Consider the following 15368-nt stretch of genomic DNA (forward strand, 5'->3'; position numbering starts at 1 on the left):
GGACCTATGCCTCGCTCGGCACGTTTGCGAAGGCGCGTACAGTGGCGAAGACGTCCCCGATCGAATTCATCCGTCAGGTTCAGGCAGAGACCCGCAAGGTCGTCTGGCCGTCGCGGCGCCAGACGGCGATGACCGCGCTGATGGTGGTGGTCATGACGACGGTCCTCGCCCTGTTCTTCCTCGGCATCGACACGGTCTTCGACCAGATCGTGAAGACGCTGCTCGGCCTCGCGAAATAAGGGACAAGGTTTCACGCACATGGCGCGCTGGTACATCATCCACGCTTATTCCGGTTTCGAGGGCAAGGTCCGCGACGCCATCATCACCGAGGCGGAGCGGCTCGGCCTCTCGCAACTCGTCGAGCAGATCGAGGTGCCGACCGAAACCGTGACGGAGGCGCGTCGCGGCAAGAAGGTGTCGGTCGAGCGCAAGTTCATGCCGGGCTACGTGCTCGCCAAGCTCGCCATGAACGACGACGTCTATCACCTCGTCAAGAACACGCCGCGCGTGACCGGCTTCCTCGGCGCCTCCGGCAAGCCGCAGGCGATCAGCGACGCCGAAGCCGCGCGGATGCTGAACTCGAAGGAGGAAGCCGCCACCGCGCCGAAGCATCAGGTGAAGGTCGATTACGAGATCGGCGATTCCGTCAAGGTGCTCGACGGCCCCTTCGCCAGCTTCAACGGCACGGTCGAGGAACTCGATTTCGACAAGTCGAAGGTCAAGGTCTCCGTCTCGATCTTCGGCCGCGCGACGCCGGTGGAACTCGATTTCGAGCAGGTCGAGCGGAGCAAGTAAGGCGCAGGCGGCACGCGGATAGCAAGGCTGTCCGCGAGACCGCCAAGCCCGGCCGGCGGGTCGCGTAGCGAACCCGTCCGACGACGCGGCTTCGCCGCGTCGGGCCTCAGTAAATAACCCGAAACCCCACCGCGACCGCCGCCACTACCACAGGCGGCCCGACCAGCCGCGCCCATCTCGTGCGCGCGTCCACGCCAAGCGCCAGTGCCAGCGCGCCCGCGATCATCGTCCAGAGATAATAGCGCAACTCCGCCGCCACGCCGAGCGGCGCGTAGCCCAGCGCATAGAGCAGCGCCGACCACGCCAACACCCGCGCCGGGAAGCCGCTCGCGCCCGCCCACAGCAACCCGATCATCGCCGCGATCCACACGCACGGCCAGCCGAGCGGCGTCTCCCCGCTACGGCAGGCCAGCCAGTCGACCGCGCGCACGACCGGGTTTAACGCGACGGCAAAGCCCCATTCGTTCGGCGGCGCGGCGACCTGCACCGGCCGATCGACCGAATCCGCCGCGAGGAACCGCGTCTCGACGTTCCAATGCGCCAGCCGATGCGCAGCATAAGCGACCGGATGGCGCAGGATCGCGCCGAGCCAGAACAGGTGCGGCTCGATATGATCGCGCGCGAAGGCGTCGCGCACCTGCTCGAACCCAATCGGGCACGGCTCGTCTACCCACCAGGCATAGCTGTCCCACCTCGCCGGGGTGTAGCAATGCCGGTTGACCGCCACGGCGTCCTTCACCCCCACCGGGGGGAACTGCTCCTTGCCCGAATAATAGCCGATCCCGCCGAGATCGAAGATGATCAGCGACAAATCGACATGACTCGACCTCGCGCCGGTCAGGCGGTTGGCGAGCGGCATCGCCGCCGCGAGCAGCGCGAGCATCACCGCCCCGCCCGCCGCCATCCGCGCCGGCCGCACCCGCCACGTCTCTGGCAAGGTCCACAAGGCCAGCGGCAGCGTCGCGAACACCGCGTTGAAGCGCAGGGTGGAGGCGAACAGCAGCAGCGCGAACGCCGCCACCCGCATCGCCTCCTTTCCTCTCCTCGACTGGTCGGCGAGCGCGCACAGCCCGACCGCCGCGATCAGCGCCCCGGCCATCAGGCTGTCCTTGATGATCGTCGCCATCAGCGCCACCAACAGCGGCAGCAGCGCGACGCAGCCGATCGCGAGCGCGCGCCTGCCAGCCCCGGCCCGCGCCGTCGCGACGATCAGCAGCGCGAAGCCCAGCGCGTACAGCCCGAGCTGCAACAGCAGCATCGGCGCCGGGCCATGGGCGAGCGGCAGCAACTGCCGCCACACCCATTCCATCGCCGGCGGGTGCCAGTCGTCGAAATCGCCGCTCAGCGCCTGATCGTACTGCCGCAGCGAATCCCAGGTGACGAGGCCGGGCCAATAGGCGAGCGATCCCGCGCAGCCGATCAGCAGCGGCAGCAGCGCCCGCGCGGCGGCGGGGAAAGCCGGCGGCCGTGAATCGCGCGCCATCCGTGCTGGCTAGCGCCCGACCGCGAAGGCGGCGCGATAGGCCGGCTTCACCGCGCGGAGCAATGCCGGCGTCACCGGCAGCGTCACCTCATAGGCGCCCTCGGCATAAGGCCCCGCGACATAGGGATCGGCGATCAGCCCCACGCGGTCGATCCGGCCGCGGTTCGAGGAGCCGAGCAGCACGGTAAGCTCGCCGATCTTCGGGCATTGGCTGAACGAATCGTCGCCGGAGGGCCGCTCGCCGCCGCGCCGCCGCGCCCGCTCCGCGTCCAGCCGCGCGCAGAACGCCGGGCCGACCGCCGCCTGCAACGCCGCCGGGGAGGCGAACACCGCCTTTGGCTCCAGCCGCCGCCGCGCGGCCTTGTCCCACAACATCCCGAACGATCCCGGCGAGCCATGCGCCCCGCCGGTATAGCTGTAGATGTCACCGGACAGGCTCAGGAAGCGCGGCGTGTCCGTCACCACCTTCCACGTCTTCTGCGTCTCATATTGGCGATAGGGGAAGCCGCTCTTGCGCGCCTCGGCCCGCGCCGCCGCCGCGTCGCGCGCGGTGGAGGCGCGCAGCTTCGCCTTGTCCGCCTCCAGCCACGCGCGCAGCGCCGGGATGCGCCCCGCCTCGGCCGGATAGCTGTAGGTGAACTTGTAATCCCGGGTCTGCGCCGCCGCGCCCGCCGCCAGCGCCACGGCGAGCGTGGCGCCCATCATCATCCGCATCACCTTCCTCCTGCTATCCCTGACCCACTGCCTCCGCGATCGAGCGCAATCCCTCGCGCCGCACGCGCCCGGCCAGCCCGCGCGCGACGCGGCGGGCGATGCCCGGCCCTTCATATACCATCGCGCTGTAAAGCTGGACGAGACTCGCACCGGCGCGGATGCTGTCCCACGCATGGTCGGCGGTGGCGATGCCGCCGATCGCGACCAGTGGGAGCGCGCCGCCGGTCGCCGCGCGGAAGTCGCGCAGCCGCTCCAGCGCCATCGCGCGCAGCGGCTCGCCGGACAGGCCTCCCACCTCGCCCGCATGAACCGAGCGCAGCGGCGGCCGGGTGATCGTCGTGTTGCTCACCATCAGCGCGCCGAGCCGCCGGTCGAGCGCCGCGCGCGCGATCGCGTCCACGTCGGCGGGCTGGAGATCGGGCGCGACCTTCAGGAACACCGGCACCGCGCCCGCCACCTCCGCCAGGACGCGATCGAGCAGTTCGTGCAGCGCGCCGACATCCTGCAACGCGCGCAGCCCCGGCGTGTTCGGACTGGAGATGTTGAGGGTAAGGTAGCTGGCGTAAGGCGCCATCAGCCGCGCCATCGTGACGTAATCGGCGATGCGGTCGGCGGAATCCTTGTTCGCGCCAAGATTGACGCCGACGATCCCCGGCCGCCCGGCGCGCGCCACCAGCCGCTTCGCCGCCGCCGCCCCGCCCTCGCTGTTGAAGCCGAAGCGGTTGATGACGGCGCGGTCCTCGGTCAGCCGAAACAGGCGCGGGCGCGGGTTGCCGGGCTGCGGCAGCGGCGTGATCGTCCCCACCTCCGCGAAGCCGAAGCCGAGCGCGAGCAGCGCGTCCGCCACTTCCGCGTCCTTGTCGAACCCCGCCGCCATGCCGACCGGATTGGGGAAGCGCAGCCCCGCCACCTCCACCGCCAGCGCCGGGTCCGCCATCGGCGCGGCGCGGCGCGGCATCAGGCGCAGCGCGGCGATCGTCAGCCGGTGCGCACGCTCGGGATCGAGGCGGAAGATCGCGGGGCGGATCAGGTCATAGGCGGTCGGCACATGCGCTCCGGCGACAGGGGTTTCCGCCCGCCGCTATCCGCGCTCGCCCGTATCGGCGCAAGGCCGCACGTTGCGCGGCCACGACAATCATTACAACTCTGTAATACCTTCGAGACGATCGTCCGTGAAACGCGCATCCATATCCGCAACCAGGGGTGCCGCGTGATCCGATCCCATATCCTTGCCGCGACGCTGCTGCTCGGCGCCTGTGCAACCGATCACCCGCCGCCGCCGCATCATGGCGGCCCGCACGGCCAACGGCCGGCCGGCGACGGCGAGCCGCATTATCTGTTCATCAGCCCGATGGGCGAGCCGTTCCGCGTCGAGCATCCCGAAAAGGCGTGGTTCGCCGGCGCCGACACCAACCACGACGGCCGCATCGACCGCGCCGAGTTCCGCGCCGATGCGATGCGCTTCTTCCATCTGCTCGATCGCAACAACGACGGCGAGATCGATCCCGACGAGATCGATATCTACGAGAACCGCATCGCCCCGGAAATCCGCGTGCGCGACGCGGGAGGCGGCGGACGCGGGGCGGGCTGGTCCGGCGGGCGCGGCGGCGGTGGCCATGGCGGGCGGGGCGGGGGTGGCCGGCACGGGGGCGGCTTCGGCGGCGGTGGTGGCGGCGGCGAGCAGCCCTCCGGCGCGGCGCCACGGCCCGCGCGCGAGCAGCCGCAGGGCGCGGCGCACTGGAGCTATATCGCGCTCCCCGAGCCGGTGACGGCGGCGGACGCCAATTTCAATCGCGGCGTCGACGCGAACGAGTTCCAGCAGGCGGCCGACCAGCGCTTCATGCTGCTCGACAGGAACGGCGACGGCTTCATCACGCCGGGCGAATTGCCCGCCATCGACACGCGCGCGCGCGGCGGATACGGCGGGCCGCGTGGCGGCTTCGGCGGCGCGCGTCCGTTCCACCGTCCCCCGCCGCAGGGTGGCGGGGACGAGGATCGCGAACCGCCGCAAGGCTGAACGGCGCGACCAGCCTCCATTCATCTTGCCTTCGTCATCACCGGGAAATCATGTTCACTTCATCTTCCGCCTTGCGCCATGCGCTCCATTCGTCGCTCGCCCTCGCCCTCGGGGCGATCGCGCTGGCGCCCGCCGCGAGCGCGCAGGAAGCGAAGCAGCCGGCCGTCGCCCCCGCCGAAACCGACGTGACCGATCAGGACGATGTCGTCGTCACCGGGCAGGCGCTGCCCGGCTCGGTGATCGGCGACATCCCGCCGGAGAACCGCCTGACGCCCGCCGACATCGCGGCCTATGGCGTCGATTCGGTCAGCGACCTGCTCGACCAGATCTCCGACCAGACCTCCAGCATCCAGGGGCGCGGCAGCAGCGGCCCGGTGGTGCTGGTCAACGGCAAGCGCATCTCCGGCATCAACGAGGTGGGCGACCTGCCGACCGAATCGATCGCGCGGCTCGATATCCTGCCGGAGGAGGTCGCGCTCAAATACGGCTATAGCGCGACGCAGAAGGTGGTGAACATCATCCTGCGCCGCCGTTTCCGCGCGCATGTCGCGGGCGCGGGCGCGGGCGCGGCGACCGATGGCGGCGGCGGCAACGCCAACGGCGATTTCGGCATCACCCGCATCCACGACAACGAGCGGCTGAACGTCGTCGCGCGCGCCAAGGCCAGCGCGGCGCTGCTCGAAAGCCAGCGCGGCATCGTCGCCGATCCGGCGGCGGGCGATCCCGCCAACGCCCTCGCGAGCGACCCGGACTATCGCACGCTCAACCCGTCGACGCGCAATTATTCGGTCAACGGCAGCTATGCCTATCAGATCTCGCCCAAGCTCTCCGCCTCGCTGAACGCGACCGCCGGCTATCAGACGAGCCGCGGGCTGGCGGGCGCCGCGCCGCTTTCCGGCGCGCTCGACCCGGACGAGATCGCCGCGCTGCGGCAGGACAGCGACGCCTTCACCGCGCATGGCGGCGTGACGCTGAACTACGACCTGTCGACGAGCTGGAAGCTGTCGTTCACCGGCACCTACGACCACAGCGACACGCGCGGCGACACCGATCGTTTCCAGAGCGCGGCGATCCGCGACCAGCACATCACGGCGATCGGCAACACGGCGGGCGCGTCAGTGCTCGTCTCCGGCCCGCTGTTCTCGCTGCCCGGCGGCAAGGTCCGCACGTCGCTCCAGTTCGGCGGCAACGCCAGCCAGCTCAGCTCCACCACCGACCGGCTCGGCGGGGGCACCACCATGTCGAACGCCGTCACGCGCTCGACCGGCAACGCCCAGCTCAGCTTCGACGTGCCGATCACCAGCAGCAAGACCGGCTTCGGCAGCGCGATCGGCACGCTCACCGCCAACGTCAACGGCGAGGTCAACCAGCTTTCCGATTACGGCACGCTCGGCACGTTCGGCTACGGGCTGAACTGGACGCCGCGCACCGGGATCACCGTGATCGCCTCGGTAAACGAGGATCGCGTCGCGCCGACGCTGCAACAGCTTCGCGGGCCGTTGCTCGTCGTGCCGAACGTGCGCATCTTCGATTTCACCAACGGGCAGACGGTGCAGGTGTCGCAGATCACCGGCGGCAACCCGGACCTGAAGGCCGACGACCGGCATGTCTTCAAGCTCGGCTTCTCCCTGAAGCCCGCGTCGAAGCTCGACCTGACGATCAACGCCAATTACCTCAGCAGCCGGGTGAACAACCCGATCGGCAGCCTCTCCGGCGCGAGCCTGGTGGCGCAGAACGCCTTCCCCGATCGCTTCATCCGCGATCCGGAGACCGGCGATCTCGACAGCATCGACGCGCGGCCGCTCAATTTCGCGCGCGAGGAGAAGGAGCAGTTCCGCTGGGGCATCGTCTTTTCCAAGGTGCTGCGCGCCGCAACGCGCCCGGCGCCGCCGCCGGGCGGCTGGGCGGCATGGCGCGAGCGCCAGCGCGCGGCGGGCGAGGCCGGGCGCGGCCCCGGCCAGCCGGACGCGGAGGGTGGTCCGCCGCCGCGGTTCCGTAACGGTGCTCCCGGCGCGCCGGGCGATGTCGTGGTCAACGGCCAGCGCCGTGACGACGGAATGGACAATCCGCCACCGCCGCCGCCCGACGACATGGGGCCGCCACCGGGCGGACCACCGCCCGGTGGACCGGCGCCCGGTGGACCGCCGCCGGAAGGCTTCGGCGGACCGGGCGGTCCCGGCGGCTTCGACCATGCCAATGGCCACGGCGGCGGCTTCGGTGGCCGTGGCGGCTTTCGCGGCGGGTTCCGTGGCGGCGGCGGCAACGAGGCGCGGCTCCAGCTCTCGATCTGGCACACCTGGTCGATCCGCGACACGTTGGTCTTGCGCGACGGCACGCAGCCGCTCGACCTGCTCGCGGGCGACACGATCGGCGCGATCACCCAGCCGCGTCACCAGATCTCGTTCAACGCCGGCGTGGTCGACAACGGCGTCGGGCTACGGCTGAGCGGAAGCTGGCGCGGCGCGGCGACGACAAGGACCTCAGCCACCCCGGCGGTCGGCGACCTGCACTTCTCCTCGCTCACCACCTTCAACCTGCGGCTGTTCGCGAACATCCAGAATCGCGTGCCGCACGAGAAATGGGCGCGCGGGCTGCGGCTGTCGCTGGGCGTCGACAATATCTTCAACAGCCGCCAGCGCGTGACCGACGCGACCGGCGCGACGCCGCTCGCCTATCAGCCGGGCTATCTCGATCCGCTCGGGCGGACGATCAGCCTGTCGCTGCGCAAGATGTTCTGACGGGAGCGGGCGTCATCCGCCCGATCCCGTCACCCCGGTGGAAGCCGGGGTTTCGGGCCACGAGGCGCGCCACATGAGCATGAGATCCCCGCCCCCACCGGGACGGCGCACCCGCGTCAGAACAACCGCGTCGCCAGATAGAAGGCCGCGCCGATCGCGGCCGAGGCGGGGATGGTGATGATCCACGCCACCACCACGTTGCTCGCCACGCCCCAGCGCACCGAGGAGGCGCGCCGCGCCGTTCCCGCGCCGACGATCGCGCCGGTGATCGTGTGCGTGGTCGAGACGGGGATGCCGAGCGCGGAGGCGGTGAACAGCACGATCGATCCGGCGAGCGACGCGCTGAAGCCCTGATGCTGCGACAGCTTGGTGATGCGCGAGCCCATCGTCTCGATGATCTTCCACCCGCCCGTCACCGTGCCGAGCGCGATCGCGATATAGCAGCTCACCGCCACCCAGTGCGGCACCGCGAACGGGCCGGTGAGATAGCCGGTGGAATAGAGCAGGACGGTGATGATCCCCATCGTCTTCTGCGCGTCGTTGAGGCCGTGGCTGAGCGAATAGGTCGCCGAGGAGACGAGGTGCAGCGCGCGGAACGAGCGTTCCGCCTGGAAGGTCGTCGCGCGGTGCAGCGCCCAGCTGCTGACCAGCATCACCAGCATCGCCAGCATCATGCCGAGCAGCGGCGAGAGCACGATCGCGAGCAGGGTCTTGTTCAGTCCCGCCCATTTCACCACGGCGATGCCGCCATGCGCCACCCCCGCGCCGATCAGCCCGCCGACCAGCGCGTGGCTCGATGACGAGGGGATGCCGCGCAGCCAGGTGATGACGTTCCACGACATCGCCCCGCCGAGCGCGCCGAAGATCACCGCCGGCGTGACGATATCCTTGTCGACCAGCCCCTTGCCGATCGTCTCGGCGACCGCGTGGAGGCTGGGGAAGGCGATCGTCAGGAAATAGGCGGCGAAGTTGAAGAAGGCGGCGAACGCCACCGCCTTCACCGGGGAGAGCAGCCGCGTCGCGACGACGGTGGCGATCGAATTGGCCGCGTCATGCAGGCCGTTGAGATAGTCGAACGCCAGCGCGACCAGGATCAGCCCGACGAGCAGCGGAAAGGCGAGGTCGTGCATCGTGGCGATCAGGCGTGGTCGATCACGATGCCGTCGATCTCGTCGGCGACATCCTCGAACGCATCGACGATCCGCTCCAGATGCTTGTAGAGTTCGCGCTCCACCACGAAGCGCAGCGTGTCGGTCCTGCCATAGGCTTCCAGCGAGCGCTTCAGCCCGGCGGCGTGGATATCGTCGGCATGGCCCTCGATCCGCACCAGCCGCTCGGTCAGCTCGTGCAGCCGCGCGCCGTTGCGGCTTACGTCGCGCAGCAGCGGCATCGCCTCCGCCGCCAGCCGCGCCGCGTCCAGCACGATCCCCGCCATGTCGCGCATCTCGGGCGCGAATTCCGTCACCTGATACAGGTCGATCGCGTTCGCCGCCGCCTGCATCTCGTCGATCGTATCGTCCAGCGCGCCGACCAGCGCGGTGATCGCGCCGCGATCGAACGGGGTGAGGAAGGTGGTGCGCACCGTCGTCAGCACCTCGCGGGTGATCTGGTCGGCGTCATGCTCGCGCTCGATGATCTCGGTGATATGCTCGCGCGCCGCCGGCCCTCCCTCCAGCAGCCGGGCGGTGGCTTCCGCGCCGGCCAGCACCGTCGCGGCATGGGCTTCGAACAATTCGAAGAAATTGCCGGTCTTGGGCAGCAATCGCTGGAACCAGGCGAACATCGAGCGGACTCCGGAAATGGGTTGTTGAATAATCAGCGAAGGCCGCCGTCGCACCGCCATCTCAAACTGCGCGGGGGCGAAGGAACGGATCAGCTCGCGCAGGTCCGGCTCGTCAACGGCATGGGCGGCATCGGCGAGCGAGAACCAGCGCCGGTCGCGCTCGGCCTGCTCCTTCCACTTCGGCAGCTCGCGCGTCACCGCGAGCGGAAAGACATCCACGTCGACCATCAGCGAGGCGCCGCTGCTGCGCCGCTTGCGATAGCGATAGGCGCCAAGCGGCACCGGGCACAGCGCGCCGCACACGCCGGCCTCCTCCTCCGCCTCCTGCGCGGCGGCGGAATGGAGCGTCGCGCCGGCGCCGATATTCCCCTTGGGCACGACCCAGCGCCCCGTGCCACGCGAGGTGACGAGCAATACCTGGACTTCGCTGTCCCGCGACGATCCGTCGATGCGATAGGGAAGCGCGGCGATCTGACGAATGACCTGTCTCTTCTGGCTGATTCTGCCGCCCCTTATCCGGGTGCAACAAAAATGTCATCGCCGCTTCGCGACGGCAAGGCCGGGGAGCGCCGCGCACTCGCGTCGGTTCTCGCGCGGATCACGCCCGGTCGACGGAGCGCCGGGCCGCGCCGGATAGGCGACAACCTCGCGCCGCGTTCAGCCGGCCGGTTCCTGCTGGGGGATCAGCGCGTCGTCGATCTCCCGCGCGCGCACCGCCGCCGGACGGCCCATGATGCGCTCCGCATAGCGTTCGAACGCCTCCCGCTTCGGCAGCGATCCGAACTGCATTCCCCAGCCGACATGGCTGCCGACATAGACGTCCGCCGCCGTGAAGCGCTCCCCGGCGATATAGGAATGCGCGCTCACCGCCTGTTCCAGCACGTCCACGACGCGATCGAGCGTGCCATAGCCCGCCATCGTCTGCTGCCGCGCATCCGGCTGGACACCGAACGAGCGGTCGGTGGTCGCCGCCTCGACCGGCCCGGCGGCGAAGAACATCCAGCGATAATAATCCGCGCGCTCGCCGGCGGTCGGCGCCAGCCCGGCCTCCGGGAAAGCCTCCGCGAGATAGGCGATGATCGCCGCCCCTTCTGTCACGACGCGCCCTTTGTGGACGATCGCGGGCACCTTCCCCATCGGGTTGATCGCGAGATAATCGGACGCCTTCATCGTCGTGCCGTAATCGAGCAGCACCGTTTCGTAAGGCGCGCCGATCTCCTCCAGCATCCAGCGGACGATGCGGCCGCGCGACATCGGATTGGTGTAGAAAACCAGGTCGCTCATCACCGTCTCCTGTCGATTCGATATGAACAAAATAGGAACATCTACCCGGTCAGGCGTCAAGATATTTGTGCAGGAACGCGATCGACCGCCCCCAGGCGAGGTCCGCCGCCGCCTTGTCGTAGCGTTCCACAGAGGTGTCGTTGTTGAAGGCGTGATCAACGCCGGGATAGGTGAAGCTCTCCACCCTCTTCCCCGCCGCCTTGAGCGCGGCGACCCACGGTTCGCCGGTCTGGGCGACGCGCGCGTCCTTGCCGGCATAATGGAGCAGCATCGGCGCCTCGACCTTCGCGGCTTCCGCCGGCGCCGGCGCGGGGCCGTAATAGGCCACTGCCGCGTCGATCGCCTTGCCGCCGGCCACCGCGAGGCGATTGACCAGCGCGCCGCCCCAGCAGAAGCCGATCACGCCGCCCTTGCCGCTCGTCTCCGGCCCGCGCTTCGCCTCGGCGAGAATGGCGAGGCCCTGCGCGATGACGAGATCGTAATCGACCTTGGCGATCATGTCGCGCGCCTTGTCCTCGTCGGCGGGCGTGCCGCCCCACGGCGCGAGGAAATCGGGCGCAACGGCGCGGAAGCCGGCCAGCGCGATGCGCCGGGCGACATCGCGGATATGATCGTTCAGCCCGCGATTCTCATGGATCACCATCACCGTGCCGAGCTTGCGTCCACCCGCCTTTGGCCGCGCGAGATAGGCGATAGAGGACTTGCCGGCGGCGGTGGCGCGGACCGTCTGCGTCAGCAACCGCCTGTCGTCCGGCGCGGTGATCGCGGCGGCGGCCGGCGATGCGCCGATCGCCGCGATCAGCGCCTCGGCGGCGGCGGCCGAGCCGGCGAGCGCGGTCATCTCGCGCAGCAAGGTGCGCCGGTCGCGATGCTCATGGGTGAAGTCGTCATACAGCCGGACGGCGGATTCGCGCAGCGACGGATCGGTCATGTCCTGGTCTCCGATTCGCCCCCCGGCGCGCTGCGGATCATAGTCGCTGGCCGCGGAAGTGGAAGCCGCGCGTCAGGCGCGGTGGAACCACCACACGCCGTCGCGCGCCTCGCGCACCGCGCGGCCCTCCACCTCCAGCCGGCGCAGGTGCGCGAGCGCCTCGCCGGTCGCCATGCCGATCACCTCCGGTCCGATCGGACGGCGGAACAGGGTAGTGAAGCAATCGACCGCGCGGATCGGTCCCGCCGCCATCAACCCGACCAGCGCATCGAGCCGCTCGCGATGCTCGCGATCGAGCGCGTCGAGCCGGGTGTGGAGGCCGTGGAAGGGGTCGCCGTGCCCCGGCAGCACCAGCAAATCCTCCGGCAGCCGCTTGAACTTCGCGATCGATTCGAGCCAGTCGCCGAGCGGGTCCTCGTTATGCTGGCTGACGTGGAGCGAGACGTTCGAGCTGATCCGGGGCAGCACCTGATCGCCCGCGATCAGGATGCGCCGATCGTAGCTGACGAGGCAGGCATGTTCGGGGCTGTGCCCGCGCCCCGTGACGACATGCCAGTCGCCGCCGCCGATCCGCAGCACCTCGCCGTCCTGGATGCGCGTATAGGTGATCGGGAGGCGCGAGATCATCTTGGCGAAGTTCGACCAGCCGCTCGCCGCGCCGCGCGCGATCTGCGCCTCGTCCCAACCGGCGCCGCGCCAGAAATCGAGTTGCTCGCGCGGCACCTCCGGCCGGGCATCGGCGGAGAGCATCCGCGCCATCAGCCATTCGGTGCGCGTCATCAACACGGGCGCATCGTCGAAGCGGCGCGAGAGCCAGCCGGCGAGGCCGATATGATCGGGATGCAGGTGCGTGCCGAGGATGCGGCTGATCCGCGTGCCGGCGAGCGGCCCGTCGAGGATCGCGCTCCACGCCTCGGTCGAGCGCGGCGAGGCGGTGCCGGTGTCGATCGCCAGCGCCTCGTGCGCGCCATCGTCGAGGATCAGGCCGTTGACGTGCTTGAGCGGGCCGGACATCGGCACCCGCCACCAGCGGATGCCCTCCGCGAGCGCGAGCAGCTCGCCCGGCTGCGGCCCGCGCTCGCCGAAAGGGAAGGTCAGGCCGGCGTGGCTGGTCGGGGTCAGGCCCTCGTCGCCGATCAGGGTGCGCTGGAGATTTGCTGCCATCGCCGACGCTCGTGCCACCGACGCGCGCTTTTCTCAAGCGATCGGGTTGATCGCCATGCGCCGGGGGACGACGAGCGTAACGCCGTCCAGCACCACGGTCCGCGCACCGGAAGGCGCTTTCGCGGCGCCGGTCAGCACGTAGAGCCGGTCCGGATCGAGTCGTCCGGCGTTGAAATCGGCGACTTCCTTCGCCAGCCGCGCTTCGGTGGCGGGAGACTTGCGCGCGGCATAGACGAGACGCACCGGCCGCCCGCGATCGACCGCGCGCCACGCGACCTCCTGATACAGCGCGAGATCCGCCTCCGCCTTCGCGGGAACGAACGTCACGTCGCGCGCCGCCGCGATCGCGGCGTCCCAGCGCGGATCGGTCGTGCGGACATAGGTGACGTGCCGCCCCGCTTCCGCGCTGGTCGAGCGCACCGCCGCTGCGATCCCCGCCGTGTCCGCGATCTGGATCGCCAGCGCGGCGACGAGCAGCAACGCCGCCCGCCCACGCAGGCGGAAGACGAGAATGAGCAGCGCGAAGATCAGCGTATAGGCGACCGGCCAGAACAGCCGCCCCGACGCGCGCACCATGTCGAGCAGCGGCGCGAAGGCTCCCGGCAGCGTGAATCGCGCGACCTTCATTCCCGCGAAATCGGGGAAATTGCTGATCGCGACCAGTGTCAGCACGATGAACGCCGGCGCGAGCCATGCCAGCCGGCGCAGCGTGGCACCGTCTTCCCCCGCGCCTCGCGACGCGGCGTAGAGCGCCACCGGCACCAGCAGCAATATGCCGAGACCGAGATACTGGAAGCCTTCCAGCCCGCGCCCCTCGCGTTGCGGGATGGCGGGAAGCAGCGTGCCGTAACCCGGATTGGCCGGGTTCCACAGCGCATCGAGCGGCATCGCGAAATAGCCATAGGTGCCGGTGACCGCGAAACGGCCGCCCGCACCGAGCCACCGTTCGACCAATACCACCGCGCCCAGCGTCGCGACGGCGGCGACCACGATCCGCGGGCGCTCCCCCGCCCCGCCTTGCCAGAGCGCCATCATCACCGCGCTCCCCCAGATCGCCGCGACCATCACCAGAAGGTAACTGTGCACCAGTGCCGTCACGACGAGCAGCGCGGCCCAGTGCAGCGGCGCGCGGCCGCGCCGCGTGTCGGTGAACAGCCACAAGGCCCATAGGATCAGCCAGTGCGCGAACAGATTGGTGTGGATGTAGCGGTTCAGCAGCGTCGGCGGCGCGGCGAGCAGCGTAACGCCGCACCACAGGCTGAGCGGATCGGGCGCATATCTGCGCAGCAGCAGCCATGCGAACCATATTTGCAGGAACAGGCACAGCAGCACCCACGGCCCGACCAGTTGCGCATCGGCCGGCAGCAGGCGCGCGAGGGGCGTGGCCGCCAGCGTGACCAGCGGATTGGAGTCCGTGAACAGGACCGGCACGCCCTCGGGCGCGTTGAGCAGGGTGGTGCGCGCGCTCCAGCCCGCGTCGCGGTCATGCAGATAGGCATGGGTGCCGAGCGCATTCTCGCCATTGTCGCTGCCGCGCAGCAGCCAGCCGACATTGCCCACCTCCAGCGTCGCCGGATGGAACAGCGCGAGGAAGAGCGCGACCGGCAGCAGGATCAGCGGCAGACGGGCGGCGAGCGCGGACATGGCTTCGGCGTTAGGCAAGGATGGTTAACATCGGGCGAAGTGGAGAACGACAAGCGCCGCTTTTCACCGCGCGCGCCGTTTTCATTTGCGCAGGTGCGCCGCCGGCATCACCGTTCGTCCATGAGCGCGCTGATCCTCCATGAAGACCCGGTTTCGGGCAATTGCTACAAGATCCGCCTGACGGCGGCGCATCTCGGCATCCCGATCGAGCGGCGGGCCTATGACATCAGGCGCGGGGAGACGCGCACCGCCGCCTTCCTGACGCGGGTCAACGCCAACGGGCGCATCCCGGTGCTCCAGGTCGGCGACGATTACCTGCCGGAGAGCGCGGCGGCGTGCATCTATCTCGCCCATGGCTCCGCGCTGATCCCGCACGACCGTTTCGACCATGCGGACATGCTGCGCTGGATGTTCTGGGAACAATATAACCATGAGCCGAATGTCGCGACGCTGCGCTTCTGGCGCGCGCTGATCGGCGAAGCGCATCTCACGGAGGCGCAGCGCGCGGCGCTTCCGGCGAAGGAAGCCGCCGGGCATGAGGCGTTGAAGCTGATGGACGAGCATCTCCAACGTGCGGAATGGTTCGCGGCCGGGCGCTTCACGCTCGCCGACATCGCGCTCTACGCCTATACCCATGTCGCCGGCGAGGGCGGGTTGAACCTGTCGCACTATCCGGCGGTCGAGGCATGGCTGGCGCGCGTCGCGGCATTGCCCGGCCATATCGCGATGGACGGCTGAACTTTCTTCAAACCGTCACATCGGCGTGACACGCGCGTAACACCTATAAGGCATGGCGGCTTCAGGGAGGGCCGCCC

At 69.7% G+C, this 15368-nt stretch carries 14 protein-coding genes; 5 read left to right on the plus strand and 9 right to left on the minus strand.

Features of this window, described 5'->3' with window-relative positions; genetic code table 11:
* Positions 1-41 precede the first annotated feature (41 nt).
* Both secE and nusG read left to right on the plus strand, forming a co-directional pair.
* On the plus strand, positions 42-239 hold the full coding sequence (secE, locus tag F9288_RS21155; protein ID WP_174838703.1) for a preprotein translocase subunit SecE: 198 nt from the start codon (positions 42-44) through the stop codon (positions 237-239).
* A 19-nt stretch (positions 240-258) separates the two neighbouring features.
* The gene (nusG, locus tag F9288_RS21160) at positions 259-795 is read left to right on the plus strand and encodes a transcription termination/antitermination protein NusG (protein ID WP_174838704.1); all 537 of its coding nucleotides are present in this window, start codon (positions 259-261) and stop codon (positions 793-795) included.
* A gap of 106 nt (positions 796-901) precedes the next feature.
* On the opposite strand, the gene F9288_RS21165 is transcribed toward nusG, so the two are convergent.
* From F9288_RS21165 to F9288_RS21175, 3 genes are read right to left on the minus strand one after another with little or no spacing between them, the layout of a single operon-like run.
* The gene (locus F9288_RS21165; RefSeq protein ID WP_174838706.1) at positions 902-2278 is read right to left on the minus strand and encodes a hypothetical protein; all 1377 of its coding nucleotides are present in this window, start codon (positions 2276-2278) and stop codon (positions 902-904) included.
* A 9-nt stretch (positions 2279-2287) separates the two neighbouring features.
* Positions 2288-2992 carry a DUF4163 domain-containing protein gene (locus F9288_RS21170; protein WP_174838708.1) on the minus strand — a complete coding sequence of 235 codons (705 nt, stop codon included), beginning with the start codon at positions 2990-2992 and terminating at the stop codon, positions 2288-2290.
* 13 nt (positions 2993-3005) lie between these two features.
* Positions 3006-4040 carry a quinone-dependent dihydroorotate dehydrogenase gene (locus F9288_RS21175; RefSeq protein WP_174838709.1) on the minus strand — a complete coding sequence of 345 codons (1035 nt, stop codon included), beginning with the start codon at positions 4038-4040 and terminating at the stop codon, positions 3006-3008.
* A gap of 162 nt (positions 4041-4202) precedes the next feature.
* Here F9288_RS21175 and F9288_RS21180 point away from each other — a divergent pair, with 162 nt between their 5' ends.
* Both F9288_RS21180 and F9288_RS22335 read left to right on the plus strand, forming a co-directional pair.
* Complete coding sequence (locus F9288_RS21180; protein ID WP_254620998.1) at positions 4203-5009, plus strand: EF-hand domain-containing protein; 807 nt, start codon at positions 4203-4205, stop codon at positions 5007-5009.
* Positions 5010-5059: 50 nt separating this feature from the next.
* A complete protein-coding gene (locus F9288_RS22335; RefSeq protein WP_174838711.1) occupies positions 5060-7747 on the plus strand; it encodes a TonB-dependent receptor in 2688 nt (895 codons plus the stop codon).
* A 116-nt stretch (positions 7748-7863) separates the two neighbouring features.
* Here the strand turns inward: F9288_RS22335 and F9288_RS21190 are convergent, their stop codons facing one another.
* The 6 genes from F9288_RS21190 to F9288_RS21215 all read right to left on the minus strand — a co-directional run bounded on the left by F9288_RS21190 (position 7864) and on the right by F9288_RS21215 (position 14553).
* The gene (locus F9288_RS21190; protein ID WP_174838713.1) at positions 7864-8877 is read right to left on the minus strand and encodes an inorganic phosphate transporter; all 1014 of its coding nucleotides are present in this window, start codon (positions 8875-8877) and stop codon (positions 7864-7866) included.
* A gap of 8 nt (positions 8878-8885) precedes the next feature.
* Entirely contained in the window at positions 8886-10010 is a 1125-nt protein-coding gene (locus F9288_RS21195) for a DUF47 family protein (RefSeq protein ID WP_174839247.1), read from the minus strand.
* Between the two features lie 177 nt (positions 10011-10187).
* The gene (locus tag F9288_RS21200; RefSeq protein WP_174838714.1) at positions 10188-10814 is read right to left on the minus strand and encodes a glutathione S-transferase family protein; all 627 of its coding nucleotides are present in this window, start codon (positions 10812-10814) and stop codon (positions 10188-10190) included.
* A gap of 49 nt (positions 10815-10863) precedes the next feature.
* Complete coding sequence (locus F9288_RS21205; protein WP_174838716.1) at positions 10864-11745, minus strand: dienelactone hydrolase family protein; 882 nt, start codon at positions 11743-11745, stop codon at positions 10864-10866.
* Between the two features lie 72 nt (positions 11746-11817).
* Positions 11818-12909: an MBL fold metallo-hydrolase gene (locus F9288_RS21210; RefSeq protein WP_174838718.1), complete on the minus strand. Its 1092-nt coding sequence runs from the start codon at positions 12907-12909 to the stop codon at positions 11818-11820.
* 33 nt (positions 12910-12942) lie between these two features.
* Entirely contained in the window at positions 12943-14553 is a 1611-nt protein-coding gene (locus F9288_RS21215) for a DUF6311 domain-containing protein (protein WP_174838719.1), read from the minus strand.
* A 120-nt stretch (positions 14554-14673) separates the two neighbouring features.
* On the opposite strand from F9288_RS21215, the gene F9288_RS21220 reads away from it, so the two are divergent.
* Positions 14674-15291, plus strand: a complete 618-nt coding sequence (locus F9288_RS21220; protein ID WP_174838720.1) for a glutathione S-transferase family protein — start codon at positions 14674-14676, stop codon at positions 15289-15291.
* The last annotated feature ends 77 nt before the right edge of the window (positions 15292-15368 follow it).

The sequence above is a fragment of the Sphingomonas sp. CL5.1 genome (assembly GCF_013344685.1).
In the GTDB taxonomy this organism is placed as follows: Bacteria; Pseudomonadota; Alphaproteobacteria; order Sphingomonadales; family Sphingomonadaceae; genus Sphingomonas.